The sequence below is a fragment of the Serinibacter arcticus genome (genome assembly GCF_004786095.1).
GTDB classification, from domain to species: Bacteria; Actinomycetota; Actinomycetes; order Actinomycetales; family Beutenbergiaceae; genus Litorihabitans; species Litorihabitans arcticus.
Map to the genome: position 1 here is coordinate 41,940 of NZ_RHPJ01000002.1, position 21,238 is coordinate 63,177.

Below are 21,238 nucleotides of genomic sequence, written 5' to 3' on the forward strand. Positions count from 1 at the left end.
GTCGTGCGGGAGGGTGGGATCGGGGGGCGCTACTTCACGGCGCCCTGCGTGAGGCCCGCGACGATGTGGCGCTGCAGGAGCGCGAACACCAGCAGCACGGGCACGATCACGAGCACGGCGCCGGCCATGAGCACGCCGTACGCGCCGGTCTGGCTCTCGATGGAGCGCAGGAGGTTGAGGCCGACGGGGAGCGTCATGTTCTCGGGGCTGTCGATGATGACCAGCGGCCACAGGAAGTTGTTCCACTCGTTGACCACGGTCACGAGGGCGACGGTCACGATCGCGGGCAGGCTGACGGGCGCGACGATCGACCACAGCCGACGCCAGTGCCCGGCGCCGTCGAGCTCGGCCGCCTCCACCAGCTCCAGCGGGAGCGCCCGGAACTGCTGGCGCAGGAGGAACGTGCCGAACGCCGTCCCCAGACCGGGCAGGACGATCCCCCACAGGGTGTCGCGGCCGCCGAGCGCCGAGATGGTCAGGTAGTTGGGCAGCATCGCCGCCTCGGGCGGGACCATCAGCGCCACGAGGATGCCGAGGAAGATCGCGTTGCGGCCCGGCACCCGCACGAAGACGAGCGCGTAGGCGGTGGTGATCGCCAGCAGGACCTTGATCCCGGCGCCCACCGCCGTGACCACCACGCTGTTGAGGAAGACGCGGGCGAGCGGCACGCGGTCCGCCACCAGGGCGTAGTTGGCCGAGGTCGGGTCCTGCGGCCAGAGCGTCGGGTCGGGCGTGACGATCTCCGACGCGGGCTTGAACGAGGCGATCAGCATCCACACGAGCGGCGCCGCGATGATCAGGACGGCGATCACCAGTGGGAGGTAGCCGCCCACCAGGGTCGCCACGACGTTCTCCCGCCGGAAGGCCCTGCGCCACTCGGGTTGGGTCGGGGCGGGAGCGGGGCCGGTGGTGCTGGGGGTACCGGGGGCGCCGTCGGCGTCACGCGACGTGGCCGCGGACGTGGTGCGGGTGACGGTGCTCATCGGTAGTGGACCTTCCGCTCGACGTAGCGGAGCTGGACGGCCGTGACCACGAACAGCACCACGAAGAGGACGACGGCGAGGGCCGCGGAGTAGCCCGCGCGCTGGTAGGCGCCGAAGGACTGCAGGAAGATCTCGAAGATGATCGTGTTCGTGCCGTTGCCCGTCGGCGTCATGATCCGCAGGATGTCGAACGCCTGCATCGAGGACAGGATGCAGGTCACCGACAGGAAGAAGACCGTCGGGCCGAGCAGGGGAAGCTTGACCGAGAAGAGCTGGCGCACCGGGCCGGCGCCGTCGAGCTGCGCGGCCTCGAGCAGGTCCTTCGGGATCGACTGCAGGCCCGCGAGGTAGACCACGGCGCAGTAGCCGAGGTTCTTCCAGACGTAGACGACGATGACCATCACCAGGGCGAGGGTCGGGTCGATGAACCAGTTGGGCGAGCTCTGACCGAGCGCCCGCAGCACGTGCCCGAGCAGCCCGATACGCGGGTCGAAGATGAACAGCCAGATCAGTCCGACGCCGACGCCGGAGAGCACGTACGGGGCGAACACCGCCGTCCGGGCGAACGTCTTGCCGGGCAGGTTCCGGTCGAGCACGAGCGCGACCAGCAGGCCCAGCACCATCGACCCGACGACGGTGGCGAGCGTGAAGATCAGCGTCACGCGCCACACGTCGAACCCGCGCGACGACGTGAACAGCTCGACGTAGTTCGCCAGGCCCACCACGTCGGCCGTCCGCGCCCCGAGTCGCCAGTCGAGCAACGAGTAGTACACGTTCGAGGCCAGCGGGAAGTAGATGAACGCCAGGATCAGCGCGATGTTCGGCCCGGCGAGCAGGACGAAGGTGAGGTGTCGGCGCGAGGTGGCGCTCCGGCGTCGTCGTCGCCGATCGGGGTCCGCGACCCTCGGCGCTGGTCGCGCTGGTGCCACTGGTGTCACTGCCATGAACGAGCACTCCGACCCGGATCCGCCGCGGCGGCCCTCGGACGAGGGCGACCACGCCGAGGCTAGGGAGGCCGGATGAACTGCTCGGGGCGCGCCGTCGACCTGCGCGCGAACCCCGGGCGGGCGACGGATGACCGGGAGGTGTCGGGACCGCGCGGCGGGCGCCGAGGGGCCGAGCGAGGGGTGTACTGCTGGTGCCTCCCTCGCGGGCGCGGACGTCCGTAGCGTGGGGGAGGACCGAGGAGAGGAACCCATGCAGCTCGCCGACTTTCTTGCGCACGTCGACGGCGGAGCCCCCATCGAGGGCGGCTCCGCGGCGCACGCGTTCATGCACGCCGCCTCCCAGGAGGCGCTGCAGATCGTCGCCGAGCTGAACGGCGCCTATCGAACGCCGGACGAGGTGCGGGCGCTGCTGTCCCGGCTGACCGGCCGTGAGGTCGACGCGTCGGTCACCCTCTTCCCGCCGTTCTCGAGCGAGTTCGGCAAGAACCTGACCCTCGGCCGCGACGTCTTCATCAACCAGGGCTGCCGGTTCCAGGACACGGGCGGCATCACGATCGGTGACGGCACCCTCGTGGGCCACGGCACCACCCTCACGACGCTGAACCACGCGCTCGATCCGGCGCGCCGCGCCGACATGGTCCCCGCGCCCGTGCGGATCGGGCGCCGGGTCTGGCTGGGCGCGTCCGTCACCGTGGTCCCGGGCGTCACGATCGGTGACGGCGCGGTCGTCGGGGCCGGCGCCGTCGTGACGAAGGACGTACCCGCCGATGCGATCGTCGCGGGCGTGCCCGCCAGGGTGATCCGGACGACGGGGTTCGACTCCACTTCATCGTGAGCGCGGCCCCCCGTCGTACGTTGGAGATCTCTCCCCGTCCCCCGACCTGACCTCTCCCTGCCCTGCCCTCCCCCATTCGTCCCCTCTCGACCACCACCCAGGAGAACCATGCGCACCGTCAACGCCTATGCCGCCCCGTCCGCCACGGAGCCGCTGATCAAGACCACCATCGAGCGTCGCGACGTCGGCACCCACGACGTCCTGATCGACATCGCCTACGCCGGCATCTGCCACTCCGACATCCACACCGTCCGCGGTGAGTGGGGCGAGATCGCCTACCCGCTCGTCGTCGGCCACGAGATCGTCGGGCGCGTCACCGAGGTCGGCGACGGCGTCAGCAAGCACGCCGTGGGTGACCTCGTCGGCGTCGGCTGCATGGTCAACTCCTGCAAGGAGTGCGAGCAGTGCCTCGCCGACCAGGAGCAGTACTGCCTCAAGGGCAACGTCGGCACCTACGGCGCGAAGGACCCGGCCGACGGCACGGTCACGCAGGGCGGCTACTCGCAGGCCGTCGTCGTGAACGAGGACTTCGTCCTGCGCGTGCCCGAGAGCCTCGACGTCGAGAAGGTCGCCCCGCTGCTGTGCGCGGGCATCACGACGTACTCGCCGCTGCACCACTGGAAGGCGGGCCCCGGCACGCGCGTGGCCGTCGTCGGCATGGGCGGGCTGGGCCACATGGCCGTCAAGATCGCCCACGCGATGGGCGCCGAGGTCACCGTGCTCTCGCAGACCCTGTCCAAGAAGGAGGACGGCCTGCGCCTCGGCGCCGACCACTACTACGCCACCAGCGACCCCGAGACGTTCGAGACGCTGGCGAGCTCGTTCGACCTCATCATCAACACGGTCTCGGCCTCGATCGACATGGGCGCGCACCTGAACCTGCTCGCCGTGGACGGCACGTTCGTCAACGTCGGTGCGCCGTCGGAGCCGCTGCCCGTGCCGGCGTTCGCGCTCATCCCCAAGCGCATCAGCTGGGCCGGTTCGGCCATCGGCGGCATCCGGGAGACGCAGGAGATGCTCGACTTCTGCGCCGAGCACGGCATCGTGCCGGAGACCGAGCTGATCTCGGCCGACCAGATCAACGAGGCGTACGAGCGCGTGCTGAAGTCCGACGTGCGGTACCGCTTCGTGATCGACGCCGCGACGCTCGCCTGAGTCGCGCGTGAGAACGGCCGGCCCCGAGGGGCCGGCCGTTCTGCCGTCTGCGGACCTCCTCCTAGCCCTTGACCGACCCGGAGGTCAGGCCACGGACGAAGAACCGCTGGAGCAGCACGAACACCAGGATCGGCACGATCATCGAGATGAACGCGCCGGCCGTGACGATCTCCGCGCCCTGCCCCTGGGTGCCGAGCATCTGCTGCACCCGCACGACCACCGTCGTGTTGGACGGCAGCAGGAACAGCTTGGCGATGAGCAGGTCGTTCCACACCCAGAGGAACTGCAGGGTGGCGAACGCCGCGATCGCCGGGATCGACATGGGCGCGACCAGCAGCCAGAACGTCTGGTAGTGGCTGGCTCCGTCGATCTTGGCCGACTCGACCACCGAGAACGGCAGCGTGCTCATGTAGTTGCGCAGCGTGTAGAGGCACAGCGGCATCCCGAAGCCCGTGTGCAGCAGCCACACCGCCACGAACTGGCCCGAGATGCCGACGCCGTTCGGGCCGAGCAGGTTGAGCATCGGCGACAGCGCCACCTGGATCGGCACCACCATCACCCCGACGATGATGACGAACAGCGTCTCCTTCGCCGGGAAGTTCATGAACGCGAAGGCGTAGGCGCCGAACGCCGCGAACATGATCGGCAGGATCGTGGCCGGGACGGACACCACGAGCGTGTTCAGGAGCGACGCGCCCATGTCCTGGCCCTGCAGGACCCCGGTGTAGTTGTCGAGCGTCCACCCCTGGTTCAGCGGATCGGTGAACACGTTCCACCAACCGACCGAGGCCTGGGCGTCCCTGCTGCGGAGCGTGCTCAGGAAGAGCGCGAGGCTGGGCAGGACCCAGAGGGCGGCGAGCACCGTCGCCACGATGATGGACGTCCAGCTCCGTCGTCGTCCGTCCTTCATGAAGCCGGGCTGGCGGTTGCTGGTGCGCTCCGCCGGCGCGCTCGTGACAGCGGCGCTCATCGGCCCTGCTCCTTCCGGAAGGTACGGACCTGGTAGACGAGGATCGGCAGGACCAGGAGGAGCAGGACGACGACGATCGCCGCCGCGCGACCGGCGTTGCCCGCCGTGAAGAGCTCCTGGAAGAACATCAGCGCGATCACGTTCGAGTCGCTCTGACCGTTCGTGAGGACGTAGATGATGTCGAAGACCTTCAGGACGAGGATCACGACGGTGATGTAGACGGTCAGGATGGTCCCCCTGATCTGGGGCACGATCACCTGGAGGAACACCTGGCGCTCGTTCGCGCCGTCCAGCCGGGCGGCCTCGAGCGTGTCCTCCGGAACGCCCTTGATCGCACCCGAGAGCAGGATCATCGCGAAGCCGGCCTGCATCCAGATGAGGATCACCATCATGAGCAGGGAGTTCAGGCGCCCCTGGTCCATCCGCAGCCAGTCGTTGGACGTGCCGAGGATGGCGTTCAGCGCACCGAGGTTGGGGTTCGGGTTGTAGATCAGCTCGCGCCAGATCGTCGACGCCGCCACGAACGAGATCGCCATGGGCAGGAAGATCAGGCTCTTGGCGAACTTCTCACCGCTCGCCGAGAGCCGGTCCGTGAACAGCGCGACGAACAGGCCCACCGCGACCGTGAGGACGGGCACGATGATCAGCCACAGCGCGTTGTTCGTCAGGGCGACCCAGAACGAGCCGTCGGTGAAGATCGACCGGAAGTTGTCCAGTCCCACGTACGCGGTGCTGTCCCGGTTTGCGAACGCGTAGTTGATCGTCTGGACGGCGGGGTAGAGCAGCATGAGCGAGATGAGCCCGAACGCCGGGATGAGGAAGGCGTAGGGGATCAGTCCCTGGGACAGGCGCTGCGGGAGCGACTCGATGAAGACGTTGACGAAGTAGAACAGCAGGGCTGCCCCACCCAGACCGGCGACGACCCCGACCAGCGCCATCAGCACCCGGCTGTTGCCGTACCAGCCGGGGTAGTAGGCGAGGGACAGGAAGATGTTCACGGCCAGCCACGCCACGACGGCCAGTCCCACCAGACCCACCATCAGCCGCAGCGGCCGGGCGGGCGCCCCGCCCCTGCGGACCGGACCCCTGGCGGGCGCCGTCGGTTCCGTGGTGGTCGCGCTCGCCGCGGTCACGACGCCTCTTCGTCGTCGGCGTCGGGCCAGCTGTTCTCGATGTCGGTCGTCACCTGCTCGGCGGTCTTGGCACCGCTGACCCACTCCGTCATCGCGGTCCAGAACGAGCCGCCGCCAACGGCGTTGGGCATGAGGTCGGAACCGTCGTACCGGAACACGTCGGCCTCGGCGACGATCTCGGCCGTGCGCCGCGTGACGTCGTCGGGGTACTGGCTGACGTCGAACGTCGTGTGCGGGGAGAGCCAGCCACCCGCCTCGGCCCAGGGTCCGCCGAACTCCGGCGAGGTCAGGAACTGCATGACCGCGATGGCGTCCTCGTCGTTGCCGTTCATCAGCGCGGCGAGGTCACCGCCGCCCAGGATGGGCTGACCGGTGTAGTCGCCCTCGGCCGCCGGCGGGAACGCGAAGATCCCGACCTCGGCGTCGAGATCGGCCTGCACGTCGTCCGGGAAGAACCCCGTGACGAAGTTGCCCTGACGCTCCATCAGGCACTGCGGCGGTTCCTGGAAGGCCGGGAGCATGGCCTCCCCGAAGGGCACGGACAGGACGGCGTTGCGGCCCCCCAGGACGTTCTCGGGAACGTCGAGCAGCTCGCCGTAGGCGTCGAACGCCGCGATCACGCGCTCGTCGTTGAAGGGGATCTGGTGGGAGGTCCACTGGTCGTACACGTCGGGGCCCCACAGGCGGAGCATGTACTCCTCGATCCAGTCGGTCCCGACCCAGCCGGTCGCCTGGTCCGACTCCCAACCCATGCACCAGGCCGCCGTGCCGCTGTCGCGGATCTGCGTCGCGACGTCGGCCAGCTCGGTCAGGTTGGCGGGCTCCGTGTCGTACCCGCCGGCCTCGTAGGCCGCGAGCGGATACCAGACAAGGGACTTCACCGCCATCCGCATGGGGGCGCCCCAGGTGCGGCCGCCCTGCGACGCCGCCTCCAGGAACCCCGACACCAGGGTGGTGTCGAGCGCGTCGTAGTCGAGGTAGGTGTCGATCGGCTGGATGAACCCGTCGTCGGCCAGACCCAGGAGGCCGCCCGGCTGCGGGAAGATCGCGATGTCCGGCTGCTGCCCCGAACCGGTGCGGAGCTGGATCGTGTTGGTGAAGTCCTGGTCGGACGTGTACTGCACGTCGATGCCGCTGGAGGTCTCGAACTCGGTCAGCGAGGCCTCGAAGGCCTCCTGCTCCTGGCCTCCGAAGGCACCCAGGATCGTGACGACGCCGTCGCCGTCGGCCTCGGCGTTGTCAGCGAGGATGCCGCCACCCTCGCTGGACGACCCACCGCCCTGGTTGGGGTTCTGCAGACATCCGGACAGCAGCATCGATCCCGCCGCGGCCGTGCACAACAGCGCTGTCGCGCGCCTTCTTGCCACCTGCATGTGGACTCCTTCGTCTCACCGCGACGTCCCGCCCCGGATTCGGCCACTAGACACCCGCGGCGGCCCGGAGGGCAAGGACTTCGTGGCCGTCGCGCCTTTCGTGACGCAACCGAGATGAAGGAGCCGGCAGGAGTCAGGCGACCAGCGCGATGAAGAAGTCCCAGAACTGCACCACTGCCAGGGCGGCGATCAGCAGGAACCAGGCGGCGAGGACGGGCGCCTGGTAGGCCTGCAGCCAGCGACCGGCGCGTGCCCAGCCCGACGACGCGTCGCGCGGCAGGAGACGCAGGTTGCGCTGCGTGACCATCACGAACAGCGGGATCGTCACGGCCCAGACCGCCATGCAGTAGGGGCACAGCGCGCCGAGCTGGTACAGGCTCGTGTAGATCAGGAAGTGAACGAACACGAGGGCGAGGATCACGCCCACCTGGAGGCCCGCCCAGTACCAGCGGGCCAGCCGAGCCCCGCCGAGGAGCGCCGCGCCGGCGGCGACGACCACGGGGAAGGCCATCACGCCGATGAGCGGGTTGGGGAACCCGAACAGCGCTCCCTGGGCCGAGCTCATCGCCTCGGTGCACGAGACGAGGGCGTTGAACGAGCAGCTCGGCACGTGGTTGGGGTCGACCAGGACGGCGATCCGCTCGAGCATCAGCGCGAACGACGCCACGAGGCCGATGCTCGCGAGCACCACGACGGCGATCGCGAACCGGCGCGGGGTGGCGCCGTGCGCCCACGCCTGGGAGTGCTCGAGGTCGGCGGGGCTGTCGGGGGTGGCGGACTCCGCCGTCGCCGTCGTCATCTGCTTCTCCTCGGGGAACACGGGGGTGGCTCCCGTCGTCGGGAACGTGACGCGAACGGTAGCCGCACGCCCTGGGAGGGCTCCCAGGTTAGCGCGCGGCGTGCTCGGTGGGTCGAGCCTCAGCCGGCCGTGACGGCGTCGATGGTGACGGTCTCGGCGGGGGCCCCGTCGGGCGCGCCGCCGGCCGCACCCGCGGCCGCGATGGTCTGCACGACCTCGAGACCCGCGGGGTCGATCTGACCGAAGACCGTGTACGCGGGGGCGAGCTGCGTGTCCTCGTAGACGAGGAAGAACTGCGACCCGTTGGTGTCGGCGCCCGCGTTGGCCATCGCCAGCGTGCCGGCCGGGTACGTCTCGCTGCCGGTGAGCTCGTCGGCGTAGGAGTAGCCGGGGCCGCCGGTGCCGGTCGCCGTCGGGTCGCCGCACTGGAGCACGAAGATGCCCTGCGTCGTGAGCCGGTGGCACTCGGTGTCGTCGAAGTAGCCCTGGTCGGCCAGCGAGAGGAAGCTGCCGACGGTGCAGGGCGCGGCGTCGGCGTCGAGCACGACGGGGATGTCACCGGCATCGGTGCTGATGGTGGCCGCGACGGTGCCGGTCTCCTCGGGCTCGGCCGGCGGGGCGTCGACGTCGCGCGCCGCGTTGCCGTCGGGGACGTACTCGCACGTGCCGGCCTCGGCGGGCGTCGTCGGGGTGGTGTCGTCCGGGGCGGAGGCGTTCGAGCAGCCGGTGAGCGCCGTCAGGGCGGCGGTGGCGAGGGCGGCGGTGAGGAGTCGGCGGGAGCGCATGCCGTCGACGATATCCGGCCACCCCCGGACGACGCTCGCCGTCGACACGTCTGGCGCACGCCGTGCGCTCGCCCGGCCGGGCTCACGTCCCGCAGAAGGTCGTGTACGCCCCGAAGTCGGCCGGGGCGGGGGACGCGTAGCGCTCGAGACCCGGGCGCTCGTCGTAGGGAGCGGCGACGACCTCGAGGAGGCGGTCGAGCGGGCCGAGGTCGCCGTCCGTGGCGGCCGCGAGCGCCTCCTCGACGAGGTGGTTGCGCGGGAGGTAGATCGGGTTGACCCTGTCCATCAGCCCGGCGTCGGGGGCCAGGGCGAGCCAGCGCTCGGCCCACGCGTCGAACCCTGCTCCGTCGACGACCAGGGCCCGCGCCGGCGCGCCGTCGCCCCGGGCGGCGGTCGCGAGCGCGCGGAAGAACGACGTGTGGTCGACGCGGCTGGACCGCAGCTGGGTCAGGAGGTCGTCCGCCAGGGGGCCGAGGACGCCGTCGTCGACGGCGTCGCCCAGGCCGAGCTTGGCGCGCATGCCGGCCGACCAGGCGGCCCCGTACCGGGGGCGGAAGTCGCCGAGCGCCTCCGTGGCGAGCGCGACCGCCTGCTCCTGGTCGTCGTGGATCAGGGGGAGGAGCGCCTCGGCGAGCCTGGCGAGGTTCCACTCCGCGGCCACCGGCTGGTTGCCGTAGGAGTAGCGCCCACGCTCGTCGATGGAGCTGTAGACGGTCGCCGGGTCGAACGCCTCCATGAACGCGCACGGTCCGTAGTCGATCGTCTCGCCCGAGATCGTCATGTTGTCCGTGTTCATGACCCCGTGCACGAAGCCCACGAGCATCCACCGCGCGACGAGCGCGGCCTGGGCGGCGACGACCGCTCGCAGCAGCGCGAGGGCGGGGTTGGCGTCCTCGGCGGCCGCGGGGTGGTGGCGGTCGATCGCGTGGTCGGCCAGGCGCCGCAGCAGGTCGACGTCGCCGGTGGCGCGCGCGTACTGGAAGCTGCCCACCCGCAGGTGGCTGCTCGCCACCCGGGCCAGCACGGCGCCGGACAGCGCCGTCTCGCGCTGCACGGGTCGGCCCGTCGCGACGACCGCGAGCGAGCGGGTGGTCGGGATGCCGAGGGCGTGCATCGCCCGGCTGACGACGACCTCGCGAAGCATCGGCCCGACGGCGGCGAGCCCGTCCCCTCCCCGGGCGAACGGCGTGCGGCCCGAGCCCTTGAGGTGCAGGTCCCGCCGTCGGCCGTCGAGATCGACGATCTCACCGAGCAGGAGGGCGCGGCCGTCGCCCAGGCGCGGGGAGTAGCCGCCGAACTGGTGCCCGGCGTAGGCCTGCGCGACGGGGGTGGCGCCATCAGGGACGAGGTCGCCCACCAGGAGGCGGACGCCGTCGGGGCTCCGGAACCAGGCGGGGTCGAGGCCGAGCTCGGCGGCCAGCGCGTCGTCGAGCACGAGGAGCTGCGGCTCGGGCGCGGGCTCGGCCTGCCACGGGACGGCCAGCTCGGGCAGCTCCCGGGCGAAGGTGCCGTCCAGGACGATCGGCGGTGTCGGTGCGGCGCTCACCTCATCGAGGGTACGTCCGTCGACGACGACGGACAGCCTCCGTCGCGGACCCGGACGGCCGGCTCCCCGAGCTGGTCGTCGGTGCCGGATCAGCCTGCTCGCGCCTCGTGGATCGGCGAGCTCGAGGTCTCACCGTTCAGCTCGAGGTAGAGCTCGCGCTCGGTGACCGAGACGCTCATCGCGTTGCGCCGTCCGACGCGGAGGGCGGCGGCCTCGACGAATCCGGGATCGAAGCTGTGGAGCTCGACGTCCTGGGCACGGTGGATCTTCTTCCCTGCCCACGGGGCGGCGACCTTGGCGGGGTCGCGGTGGGTGTAGACGGCGGTGCGGTCGGCAAGCTTGCTCGCCTTGTGGAGCCGATCGGCGTCGGGAGCGCCCACCTCGATCCAGGCGGTCACCAGGCCCGTGGGGTCCCGCACGAGCACGGCCGGCTCGTTCGTGGCGGAGACGCCGTCGGTGAAGGCGATCCCCTCGGTGTACTCCAGGCAGTAGGCGAGCACGCGCGTCAGGAGGTAGGCGCCGGTCTCGGACGGGTGCCTCGCCAGACGCAGCGAGAGCTCGTCGTAGACCCCGCGATCGACGTCCGACAGCGCGATGTCGAAGGTGTGCACGCTCGCGCCGATGGCCATGAGCCGCGAGCCTACGCTGCTGACCACGGGTGATTCCGCGCATGATGGAGGGCATGCCACTGCGTCGAGGTCATCCACAGCGTCTCGAACCCGGACCCGGGCAGGAGTCCGTCTGGGACTACCCGCGCCCCCCGTTGCTGGAGCGCTCGACCAAGCGTGTCGAGATTCGTTCCGGCGACGTCCTGCTCGCCGGCACCGGCGGCGCCTACCGGGTGCTGGAGACCAGCCACCCCCCGACCTGGTACCTCCCGGCTGACTCCTTCGCGCCCGGCGTGCTCGCCCCGGCCGGCGGACGAGGTTCGGTCTGCGAGTGGAAGGGCGCCGCGGTCTACTGGGACGTCGTGCTCCCCGAGGGGCGCGTCCTGCCGAGCGAGGGATGGAACTACCCGCGTCCCACGTCGGCCTTCGTGCCGATCACCGGCCACGTCGCCGTGTACGCGCGCACCCTGGAGTGCTTCGTCGACGGCGAACGGGTCCGCCCCCAGCCCGGCGGCTTCTACGGCGGTTGGGTGACGGACGACGTCGTCGGGCCCTACAAGGGTGGCTCCGGGTCCATGGGGTGGTGAGCCGCCCCTACCAGGCCCCGCCGCCCCCGGTCTCCGGTGCCATGTCCACGAACCGCGCGTAGTGACCCTGGAACGCCACGACGATCGTGTCGGTGGGGCCGTTGCGGTGCTTGGCGACGATGAAGTCCGCCTCGCCCTTGCGCGGCGTCTCCCGGTCGTAGGCCTCGTCGCGGTGCAGCAGGACGACCATGTCGGCGTCCTGCTCGATCGAGCCCGACTCACGAAGGTCGGAGACCTGCGGCCGCTTGTCCGTCCGCTGCTCGGCGCCACGGTTCAGCTGCGACACCGCGATCACCGGGACCTCAAGCTCCTTCGCGAGCAGCTTGATCGCCCGCGAGAACTCCGAGACCTCCTGCTGACGCGACTCCACGCGCTTGCCCGAGCTCATCAGCTGGAGGTAGTCGATGACCACGAGCTTGAGGTTGTGACGCTGCTTGAGCCGGCGGCACTTCGCGCGGATCTCCATCAGCGACATGTTCGGTGAGTCGTCGATGAACACCGGCGCGTCCGAGATCGCGCTCACCGTCGAGGCGAGCTTCTGCCAGTCCCTGTCGTCCATCGGTCCCTGACGCAGCCGCTGCAGCGGCACCTGGGCCTCGGCCGAGATCATCCTCATGACGATCTCGCTCGCACTCATCTCCAGGGAGAAGATCGCGGCGGCCTGCCCGTGCTTGATCGCGGCGGACCGCACGATGTCCAGGGCCATCGTCGACTTGCCCATCGCGGGTCGCGCGGCCAGCACGATCATCTGGCCCGGGTGCAGGCCGTTGGTCAGCTTGTCGAACTCGGCGAAGCCGGTCGGGACGCCCACGAGGTTGCCGTCGCGCGAGACGGCGTGCTCGATCTCCGTGACCGTGCCGTCGATGATGTCGCGGATCGGCTTGTAGTCCTCGCTGGTGCGGCGCTCGGAGACGGCGTAGATCTCGCTCTGCGCCGAGTTCACCAGGTCCTCGACGTCGCCGCCGTCCTGCGCGTACCCGAGCTGGACGATGCGCGTCCCGGCCTCGACGAGCTTGCGCAGCACAGCGCGCTCGCGCACGATCCCGGCGTAGAAGCCCGCGTTCGCCGCGGTCGGCACCGAGGAGATCAGCGTGTGCAGGTAGCCGTGACCGCCGACACGGCTCAGCTCGCCGCGCTTGGTCAGCTCGTCGGCGACGGCGACGACATCGGTCGGCTGGCCCCGCCCGTAGAGGTCGACCACGGCCTCGTAGACCATCTCGTGCGCCGGGCGGTAGAAGTCCTGGGACCGGATGACCTCGATGACGTCGGCGACGGCGTCCTTGCTGAGCATCATGCCGCCCAGCACGCTCTGCTCGGCACGCTCGTCCTGCGGCGGCGTCCGCTCGTTCAGCGCGCTCATGGTCCGCATGTCGATGTCGTCGGTGGTGGTCACCCGTGGTCCTCTCCCTCGTGCTGGAGCGAGTCCACACCCGGGCACCGACATCCGGCAGGCAGACCCGGGACGGCGTGGGGCGCGGTGGGCAGGACGGCACCCACTCTCGCTCAGCGGCCTCACCGTACGTCGCGCCGCGCGCGGATAACGCCCGCGGACGACGTCGGATCGAGTTGACACGCGAGCCGATCTAGGCGGGTTGTGGACAGCCTGTGGACCGGCTGGGGACAACCCCGGGGGGCACATGTGGACGACACTCCGCCGTCATCCCCACAGGTGTGGACAACCTGTGGAAACTCGGGTGGAAACCCCGGCATAGCAACGATTTCTCCTGTGGGGACAGCAGTGGGGACACCGCGCCCGAAAGTCGCCGTCACGACACGCCGACGCCCCGTGTCAGTCCCCCGTGACACGCTGACGTCGTGCGACGCGACCTCGACCGACGAATCCTCGCGCTCGCCGTCCCCGCCCTCGGGGCGCTCGTGGCCGAACCGCTGTTCGTGCTCGTCGACTCCGCGATGGTCGGGCACCTCGGGACCGCCGAGCTCGCGGGCCTGACCCTGGCCTCCACGCTCCTGGTCACGGCCGTCGGCCTGTTCGTGTTCCTCGCCTACGCCACGACGGCGAGCGTCGGTCGCCTCCTCGGCGCCGGTCAGGAGCGGCGCGCCATCGCCTCGGGCGTCGACGGGATGTGGCTGGCACTCGTGGTGGGCGTGATCGTCGCCGCCGCCGGCATCCTCGCCGCACCCTGGGCGATCACCTCGCTCGGCGGCACCGGTGAGGTCCATGCGCACGGCGTCACCTACCTCCGCACGAGCCTGCCCGGGCTCCCCGGCATGCTCGTGGTCCTGGCGGCCACCGGCGTCCTGCGCGGCATGCTCGACACGCGCACACCGCTCGTCGTCGCCGGTGTGGGCGCGCTCGCGAACGCCGCGATCAACGCCCTGTTCATCTACGGCTTCGGCTGGGGCATCGGCGGTTCCGGCGCGGGCACCGCCGTCGTCCAGCTCGCCATGGGCGGCGTCCTGGCCTGGCGCGTGGCCCGCGGCGCGCGCGCCCGCGGCGTCCCGCTCACGCCCTCGCTCGGCGGCCTCGGCCAGGGGCTGCGCGACGGCGCCCCCCTCTTCCTGCGCACCCTCACCCTGCGCGCCGCCATCCTCGTCACCGTCGCCACGGCCGCCACCCTCGGCGACGTCCCGCTCGCCGCGCACCAGGTCGTGAACTCGCTGTGGGGCTTCGCCGCCTTCGCGCTCGACGCGCTCGCCATCGCCGCGCAGGCCCTCGTCGGGCGCGCGCTCGGGGCCGCCGACGCCGGACAGGCGCGTGCCGTCCTGCGCCGCACGCTCCAGTGGGGCGCCGGGGCGGGGGCCGCGCTCGGCGTCGTGCTGGCCGTCCTCGCCGTCCCCCTCTCGACCGTCTTCAGCGGCGACGGCGACGTGCGGCGAGCCGCGACCGCCGGGATCCTCGTGATCGCCGTCGCCATGCCGCTCGCCGGCCTCGTGTTCGTGCTCGACGGCGTCCTCATCGGCGCAGGCGACGGACGCTTCCTCGCGTGGGCCGGCGTCGTCAGCCTCGTGGCCTACCTGCCGTTCGTGCTGCTGGTGCGGGCCGTGGCTCCCCGCGCGGCCGACGGCACGGGCAGCGATGCGGTCGCCGTCGTGTGGCTGTGGGTGGCGTTCGCCGTCGTGTTCATGATCGCCCGCGGGCTGGCCACGTACCTGCGCTCGCGCGGGCAGCGGTGGCTGGTGCTCGGCGCGCGCTGACAGCGCGCGCTGGCGCGAGGCGGGCTGACGCCGTCGCCCGCCGATCCCCCCGCGGGATGACCCGACGTCGCGACCGCGGGTCGATCCCGTGTGGACGACCCCGACCGTAGCGTCGAGGGCATGAGCCAGACTCCCCCCGTGCCCAGCACCGTTCCCACCCCCACGACCCGCACGCCCGCCGGGGTTCCCGGCCCGCCCCCCGCCTCCAGCCACCCCGACCCCGCCGCCGCGGCCGCCGTCCGCGGCGTCGGTCTGCGCAAGACCTACGGTCGGGGCGACGCCCAGGTCCACGCGCTCGACGGCGTCGACGTCGCCTTCGGCCGCGGCCAGTTCACCGCGATCATGGGCGCCTCGGGCTCCGGCAAGTCGACGCTGCTCCACCTCCTCGCCGGCCTCGACTCCGCGACCGCCGGCCAGGTCCACCTCGGCGACACCGAGCTGACCTCGCTCGACGACAACGCGCTGACCGAGCTGCGGCGCAAGCGCGTCGGCTTCGTCTTCCAGTCCTTCAACCTGCTGCCGATGTTCACGGCCGAGCAGAACATCCTGCTGCCGCTCGAGCTCGCGGGCAGCAAGGTCACCCCGGACGTGCGGGCCTGGTTCGACCGCCTCGTCACCACGCTCGGGCTGCGCGACCGCCTCACCCACCGCCCCAGCGAGCTGTCCGGCGGCCAGCAGCAGCGCGTCGCGATCGCGCGCGCCCTGCTCACGCGGCCCGACGTCGTCTTCGCCGACGAGCCCACGGGCAACCTCGACTCCCGCAGCGGCGCCGAGGTGCTGGAGTTCCTGCGCACGTCGGTGCGCGAGCTGGGCCAGACCGTCGTCATGGTCACGCACGACGCGCAGGCCGCCGCCTACGCCGACCGCGCCGTGCTGGTCGCCGACGGTCGCATCGCCGGCGACGTCGCCGACCCCACCCCCGAGGTCGTCCAGGCCGAGCTCGACCGCCTGCGCACGGCGTCGCTCGCCTCCCCCGCCTCCACGCCCGCGCGCGGCGTCGCCGCCGGCTCGACCCCCGCCGTCGAGGCCCGCTGATGTGGCGTCTCACGTGGGCGCAGATGCGCCGCAACGTCGGCAAGCTCATCGCCGTCGGGATCGCGATCGCGCTCGGCACCGGCTTCATCACGGCCACGTTCGTCACGACGAACGCCGTCGAGGACACCGCCCTGGCTGCTGCCCGGTCCTCGGTCGGTGACCCCGACCTCGTCGTCAGCTCCAGCGCCTACGCGCTCGAGGACTCCGACCGCGACGCGCTCGCGGCGATCGACGGCGTCGCCGCGGTGCAGGTCGCGGCCAACGTGTTCCGCGAGATCGCCACGCCGCAAGGCCAGGAGGTGCTGGTGCTGAACGCACCGGCCACCGACCCGCGGCTCGGCACCACCACGCTGCTCGAGGGCCGCGAGCCCGAGGCTGCCGGTGAGATCGCGTTGCCGACGTCGACCGCCGACCGCCTCGGGGTGGCGCTCGGTGACTCCGTCGACCTGGTCTCGACCGTGTACTCCGACGACGCGTCCGCCGAACCGACTCGCACCGTCGAGCAGGTCACCCTGGTGGGCCTGCTGTCCGACGGGACCGGCTTCGGGTTCGGCCTGCCGTCCGCGCTCGCCGCACCCGCCGACCTCGAGGGCTGGCGCGCCGACGACGGCAACTCCACCTACTCCCTCCTCACCCTCACGACCGACGACGGCGCCGACGTCGCCGCGGTGGGCGACGCCGTCACGGCCGCGGTCGCGAGCACCGACAGCACGACCGTCATCACCGGTGAGCAGTACGCCCGCGACGTGGCGGCCAGCTTCACCGACGGCATCCAGATCTTCCGGGCGCTCATCCTCGCGTTCGCGGCCGTCGCGATGGCCGTGGCGGGCATCGTCATCGCCAACACCTTCACGGTCCTGGTCGCGCAGCGCACCCGCACGCTCGCGCTGCTGCGCTGCGTCGGCGCCACGAAGACCCAGATCAGGCGATCTGTGCGGCTCGAGGCGCTCGTGCTCGGCGTCGTCGCGTCCGTGGCGGGCATCCTGATCGGACTCGGCCTCGGCCAGCTCGCGCTGTCGATCATCCACGCGAGGGTCGAGGGCGTCCCCGCGCCGACGACCGTCCCGGTCGACCTCGCCACGATCCTCGTTCCGCTCCTCTCGGGCGTCGTCGTCACGGTGGTCGCGGCGGGCGGCGCGGCACGTCTGGCGACGTCGGTCGCTCCCCTCGCCGCGATGCGTCCGGTCGATGCCGTCGTCAGCGAGCGCAGCCGGCGTCTCCGCCCGATCCTCGGGTGGATCCTCACCGGTGGCGGCCTCGCGCTGATGGTCGGCGCCCTGGTCATGTCCCGCGTCGAGGGGACCTTCGAGGTGGCCCTGGCGGTCGGCGTGCTGGGCGGACTGATCTCGATCGTCGGCGTCGTGATGGCCGCCATCACGATCGTGCCGGCGCTGGCCGGGCTGCTGGGGCGCGGCGTCGCCCGCCTCGGTGGCGCCCCTCTCACGCTGGCCGCGACGAACTCGGTCCGCAACCCGCGGCGCACGACGTCGACCGCGACGGCGCTGATCGTCGGCGTCGCGCTCGTCACCATGATGTCGACGGGTGCCGCGATGGCGCGCGAGCAGCTCGAGAGCGAGCTCGACGCGCAGTTCGCGATCGACGTGGCGGTGGGCGGCGAGAACCTGTCCCCCGCGACGATCGACGCGATCACGGCGGTCGACGGCGTGCAGGACACCGTGCTGCTGCGCACCGCTCAGATCGACGTCGAGACGGCGAGCTTCGCCACGACGGCGACCGTGTACGTCGCCGACCCCGCCACGATCGGCTCGGTCCTGGCGACCGCGCCGGCCGACTGGGACCCGTCGACCGTGCTGGCCGACGGCTACCTCATCAGCCAGGACGGCCCGGTGACGCTCGGCACGGTCGGTGAGGGCGAGGAGTTCGACGGCGTGCTGGTCGAGGGTCTGCCCGACTACTCGATCATGGTGACCGAGCAGGTGGCCGACGAGCTGGAGCTCGTCGGGTCCCAGGAGTCGCTGTGGATCGCGCTGGCCGACGACGCCGACCCGGTCGACGCCGCCGACGCGATCCGCGACGCCGTGAGCGACACCACCGCCGGGACCGACGCTGCGGCGCCGCAGGTCGGGGGCGGTGCGATCGAGAAGGCGGGCTTCACGCAGGTGCTGGACACGCTGCTCGCCGTGGTCGTCGGGCTGCTGGGCGTGGCCGTGGTGATCGCCCTCATCGGGGTGGCGAACACGCTCTCGCTGTCCGTGGTGGAGCGACGCCGCGAGAACGCGCTGCTGCGGGCGCTGGGTCTGACGCGACGTCAGCTGCGCGCGACACTCGCCGTCGAGGGTGTGCTGCTGGCCGCCGTCGGAGCGATCGTCGGGCTGGTGCTGGGCCTGGTGTACGGCTGGATCGGCGGCCTGCTGCTGCTCGGCCCGACCACCGGCATGACGGTCGGCAGCCTGTCGGTCCCGTGGAATGCGGTGCTCGCGGTGCTGGCCGTGGCGGTGGCCGCCGGGGTGCTCGCCTCGGTGCTGCCGGCCCGCGGCGCGGTCCGGGTCCCGCCGGTGGCGGCCCTCGCCGCCGAGTAGACCGACCCTCTCCGCCGCACCCCCCGCCGAGAACGGTTGGTGGGGCTGCAGCAGCGTGTTCAGGCCTCATCGAGCGTTCTCGATCAGACAGGATCTGCAGTGCAGCTGTCGGGGGTTGGACTCGGCCCCGTCAGGCCGTGGCCGAGTGACCGGCGGGGAGTCCCATGGCGACACGAAGAGCCGCTCGAATGACCCCGGGTACGTATCCTTCCCGGCGAAGATCGTCCGCGGTGAACCGCAGGATCATGACTCGCCCGGTGCCGACCAGCGCGTTCTGGCGATGCCGATCAGCCAGCAGGGCCTCCGCCCGCTCGTGCACGGATCGACCGTCGATCTCGACGATGAGCCATCGACCATCGGGCATCCTCCAGCCCAGGTCGCCACGCGCGAGGAGTCTTCCGGCGTCGTCGTGGACGGCAACCTGCAGCTCGGGAGGAGGCAGTCCGGCGTCGTGGCACTGCAACCGGGCCCAGGTCTCGAGCTGGGACTCGGCGAGCCCGTTCGCCTCGTGACCCCACTCCTTCAGCCGGCGGGCTCCCCTACGTCCCCGCGACAGACTCAGCAGCTCGTCGACGCTGGCGAGGCAACCGGTGTGGAGAGCCCAGTCGAGCATCGCGACGAGGTGCAGCCGATCCAGGTGCGGCAACGACTGGATCAGCGCCTCCGGCACGCTCGGCACCCGACGACCACCGACGATCTCCGTCCTGCCCACGGCGTGCTGCGCGCTCCCACGCGCGTCGGTTCCCGTGCGACGCACGGCCTTGGCGTCGAAGCGGTGGGGAAGCCCCCAGCAACCGCGCAGGGCGAGGGATCCGAGTCCGACGGCGACAGCCCCGGGACCCGCCCGAAGCAGCGCGCGCTCGACGTCGCGGAGCCGACGCACCTGCGGATCGGAGCCGACGTCGGGTGTGGTGTCGAGCACGACCTCGTCCACCCGGACCCAGCCCGACGCGATCCGGCGGGCGACTCCACGGTGGTCGAGTCCATGGTTGCGGCACTGCGCCACGGTGAGGAACCCACGCTGCGCGCTCGCCAGCCGGGCGAGCTCGGGGTTGAGGGGAGTGAGTCGTCGCACCACCGCAGTCCATCGGATCGAGGATCGTGCCGACACCCCGAGGGGTCCCAGCGCGACTCGCCGCGACTGCGACGACGGCTGGGGACAGTTCACGCGCCGCCAACCGCGCCAGGATGCCGGACCCAGAACGGTGGGTGCGGCTGAACGCGGCCCTCCCGGCCGCACCTGCCGTTCTCGATGCCGCGGCGCCGCGGTGAGAACGGTGGGGGCGGCTCGAAGCGGACCCTTGAGCCGCACCTGCCGTTCTCGGCGGGATGGGGGTGGGGGTGGGGGTGGGGGTGGGGGATGCGGAACGGCCCGGGTCCGTGAGGACCCGGGCCGTTCCGTCGATCAGCGCGCCGGCCGCGTGGCCGACCTCCGCGACGCTCACACGTCGGAGGCGACGACCTCCACGGTCAGCTTCGCGGTGACCTCGTCGTGCAGGTGCACGACGACCTGGTGCTTGCCCAGGGTCTTGATGTGACCCTTGGCCTCGATCTTGCGACGGTCGACCGACGGGCCACCGGCGGCCTTGACGGCGTCCGCGATGTCCTTGGTGGTGACCGCACCGAAGAGACGGCCGCCGGCGCCGGAGCGCGCGGGGACCGAGAACGTCTTCGACTCGAGCGAGTCGCGGACGGAGGACGCGGCCTCGACCGTGGCGTGCGCACGCTTGGCGCGCGCGGCACGGATGGCCTCGACCTCCTTGGCGGCACCCTTGGACCAGCCGGTGGCCAGACCGCGGGGAACGAGGAAGTTACGGGCGTACCCGTCCTTGACCTCGACGATGTCGCCGGGGGCACCGAGACCGGTGACCTCGTGCGTGAGGATCAGCTTTGCCATGGTTCTACCCTTCTCAGCGAGCGGAGCTCGAGTAGGGGAGCAGAGCCATCTCGCGGGCGTTCTTCACGGCCCGGGCGATCTTGCGCTGGTCCTGCACGGAGACACCGGTCACGCGACGGGCGCGGATCTTGCCGCGGTCCGAGATGAACTTGCGCAGCAGGACGGTGTCCTTGTAGTCGACCGCACCCTCGAGCTTGACGCTCTTGAGCGGGCTGACCTTCTTCTTCGGCTTGCGAAGGACAGGCTTCGCCATGAGTTTTCTCCTTCAGTGATCGCCGGCGGCCGCGCGGGCCGCCAGGCGGTGATGTCTAGAACGGGGGCTCGTCCGGGTAGGAGCTGGAGCCACCCGAGGCCCACGGGTCGTCGGTGCTCGAGCTGCTGCTCGCGCCGCCCCGGGAACCTCCCGACTGCTCGCCGTAGCCGCTGCCACCGCCGCTGCTGCTTCCCCCACCGGAGAAGCCGCCACCGCCGTTGCCGCCGCCTCCGCCACCGCTGAAGCCACCGCCGCCGCCACCGCGCTGCGAGCGCGTGACCTTGGCCGAGGCGTAGCGGAGCGAAGGGCCGACCTCGTCGACCTGCAGCTCGACGACGGTGCGCTTCTCACCCTCGCGGGTCTCGTAGGAGCGCTGGACCAGACGACCCGTGACCACCACGCGGGTTCCCTTGGTGAGGGACTCCGCCACGTTCTCCGCGGCCTCGCGCCAGATCGAGCAGCGCATGAACAGCGTGTCGCTGTCCTTCCACTCGTTGGTCTGGCGGTCGAACGTGCGGGGCGTGGACGCGACGGTGAAGTTCGCGACTGCCGCGCCGCTGGGCGTGAAGCGCAGCTCGGGGTCAGCCGTGAGGTTGCCGATCACGGTGATGACGGTCTCGCCTGCCATGGATGCTC

The 21,238-nt window shown here is 71.5% G+C and carries 20 protein-coding genes; 6 read left to right on the forward strand and 14 right to left on the reverse strand.

Annotated elements, in window-relative coordinates:
• Positions 1-29: 29 nt before the first annotated feature.
• The gene (locus SERN_RS05060) at positions 30-983 is read right to left on the reverse strand and encodes a carbohydrate ABC transporter permease (RefSeq protein ID WP_135849075.1); all 954 of its coding nucleotides are present in this window, start codon (positions 981-983) and stop codon (positions 30-32) included.
• Positions 980-1,927 carry a carbohydrate ABC transporter permease gene (locus SERN_RS05065; RefSeq protein WP_135849076.1) on the reverse strand — a complete coding sequence of 316 codons (948 nt, stop codon included), beginning with the start codon at positions 1,925-1,927 and terminating at the stop codon, positions 980-982. The genes SERN_RS05060 and SERN_RS05065 overlap by 4 nt, the downstream gene beginning before the upstream one ends.
• A 253-nt stretch (positions 1,928-2,180) precedes the next feature.
• Here SERN_RS05065 and SERN_RS05070 point away from each other — a divergent pair, with 253 nt between their 5' ends.
• Both SERN_RS05070 and SERN_RS05075 read left to right on the forward strand, forming a co-directional pair.
• A complete protein-coding gene (locus SERN_RS05070) occupies positions 2,181-2,765 on the forward strand; it encodes a DapH/DapD/GlmU-related protein (protein ID WP_135849077.1) in 585 nt (194 codons plus the stop codon).
• A 108-nt stretch (positions 2,766-2,873) separates the two neighbouring features.
• Entirely contained in the window at positions 2,874-3,920 is a 1,047-nt protein-coding gene (locus tag SERN_RS05075) for an NAD(P)-dependent alcohol dehydrogenase (protein WP_135849078.1), read from the forward strand.
• A gap of 61 nt (positions 3,921-3,981) precedes the next feature.
• Here SERN_RS05075 and SERN_RS05080 read toward each other — a convergent pair whose 3' ends face one another.
• From SERN_RS05080 to SERN_RS05110, 7 genes are all read right to left on the reverse strand, one after another.
• Complete coding sequence (locus SERN_RS05080; protein ID WP_233251489.1) at positions 3,982-4,890, reverse strand: carbohydrate ABC transporter permease; 909 nt, start codon at positions 4,888-4,890, stop codon at positions 3,982-3,984.
• Positions 4,887-6,023 carry a carbohydrate ABC transporter permease gene (locus SERN_RS05085; protein WP_135849079.1) on the reverse strand — a complete coding sequence of 379 codons (1,137 nt, stop codon included), beginning with the start codon at positions 6,021-6,023 and terminating at the stop codon, positions 4,887-4,889. The genes SERN_RS05080 and SERN_RS05085 overlap by 4 nt, the downstream gene beginning before the upstream one ends.
• Positions 6,020-7,339 (reverse strand): ABC transporter substrate-binding protein, encoded by a 1,320-nt coding sequence (locus tag SERN_RS05090; RefSeq protein WP_233251490.1) that lies wholly within the window; start codon positions 7,337-7,339, stop codon positions 6,020-6,022. Before SERN_RS05090 ends, SERN_RS05085 begins: the two co-directional genes overlap by 4 nt.
• Before the next feature lie 190 nt (positions 7,340-7,529).
• Positions 7,530-8,195 carry a vitamin K epoxide reductase family protein gene (locus SERN_RS05095; protein WP_135849081.1) on the reverse strand — a complete coding sequence of 222 codons (666 nt, stop codon included), beginning with the start codon at positions 8,193-8,195 and terminating at the stop codon, positions 7,530-7,532.
• 119 nt (positions 8,196-8,314) lie between these two features.
• Positions 8,315-8,980, reverse strand: a complete 666-nt coding sequence (locus tag SERN_RS05100; RefSeq protein WP_135849082.1) for a peptidylprolyl isomerase — start codon at positions 8,978-8,980, stop codon at positions 8,315-8,317.
• Between the two features lie 82 nt (positions 8,981-9,062).
• On the reverse strand, positions 9,063-10,526 hold the full coding sequence (locus SERN_RS05105; protein WP_135849083.1) for a protein adenylyltransferase SelO: 1,464 nt from the start codon (positions 10,524-10,526) through the stop codon (positions 9,063-9,065).
• An 89-nt stretch (positions 10,527-10,615) separates the two neighbouring features.
• A complete protein-coding gene (locus SERN_RS05110; RefSeq protein ID WP_135849765.1) occupies positions 10,616-11,155 on the reverse strand; it encodes a YaeQ family protein in 540 nt (179 codons plus the stop codon).
• 53 nt (positions 11,156-11,208) lie between these two features.
• Here SERN_RS05110 and SERN_RS05115 point away from each other — a divergent pair, with 53 nt between their 5' ends.
• Entirely contained in the window at positions 11,209-11,721 is a 513-nt protein-coding gene (locus SERN_RS05115; RefSeq protein WP_199241516.1) for a DUF427 domain-containing protein, read from the forward strand.
• 7 nt (positions 11,722-11,728) lie between these two features.
• Here the strand turns inward: SERN_RS05115 and dnaB are convergent, their stop codons facing one another.
• The gene (gene dnaB, locus SERN_RS05120; protein ID WP_408640864.1) at positions 11,729-13,090 is read right to left on the reverse strand and encodes a replicative DNA helicase; all 1,362 of its coding nucleotides are present in this window, start codon (positions 13,088-13,090) and stop codon (positions 11,729-11,731) included.
• Positions 13,091-13,536: 446 nt separating this feature from the next.
• On the opposite strand from dnaB, the gene SERN_RS05125 reads away from it, so the two are divergent.
• From SERN_RS05125 to SERN_RS05135, 3 genes are all read left to right on the forward strand, one after another.
• Entirely contained in the window at positions 13,537-14,877 is a 1,341-nt protein-coding gene (locus SERN_RS05125) for an MATE family efflux transporter (protein WP_135849085.1), read from the forward strand.
• Between the two features lie 120 nt (positions 14,878-14,997).
• Positions 14,998-15,912: an ABC transporter ATP-binding protein gene (locus SERN_RS05130; protein ID WP_135849086.1), complete on the forward strand. Its 915-nt coding sequence runs from the start codon at positions 14,998-15,000 to the stop codon at positions 15,910-15,912.
• Positions 15,912-18,452 (forward strand): FtsX-like permease family protein, encoded by a 2,541-nt coding sequence (locus SERN_RS05135; RefSeq protein WP_135849087.1) that lies wholly within the window; start codon positions 15,912-15,914, stop codon positions 18,450-18,452. The genes SERN_RS05130 and SERN_RS05135 overlap by 1 nt, the downstream gene beginning before the upstream one ends.
• Positions 18,453-18,582: 130 nt before the next feature.
• On the opposite strand, the gene SERN_RS05140 is transcribed toward SERN_RS05135, so the two are convergent.
• From SERN_RS05140 to SERN_RS05155, 4 genes are all read right to left on the reverse strand, one after another.
• A complete protein-coding gene (locus SERN_RS05140; RefSeq protein WP_135849088.1) occupies positions 18,583-19,527 on the reverse strand; it encodes a PDDEXK family nuclease in 945 nt (314 codons plus the stop codon).
• 366 nt (positions 19,528-19,893) lie between these two features.
• Entirely contained in the window at positions 19,894-20,349 is a 456-nt protein-coding gene (gene rplI, locus SERN_RS05145) for a 50S ribosomal protein L9 (RefSeq protein WP_135849089.1), read from the reverse strand.
• 13 nt (positions 20,350-20,362) lie between these two features.
• Positions 20,363-20,602 carry a 30S ribosomal protein S18 gene (gene rpsR / locus SERN_RS05150; protein WP_135849090.1) on the reverse strand — a complete coding sequence of 80 codons (240 nt, stop codon included), beginning with the start codon at positions 20,600-20,602 and terminating at the stop codon, positions 20,363-20,365.
• A gap of 55 nt (positions 20,603-20,657) precedes the next feature.
• Positions 20,658-21,230: a single-stranded DNA-binding protein gene (locus SERN_RS05155; RefSeq protein WP_135849091.1), complete on the reverse strand. Its 573-nt coding sequence runs from the start codon at positions 21,228-21,230 to the stop codon at positions 20,658-20,660.
• Positions 21,231-21,238 lie beyond the last annotated feature (8 nt).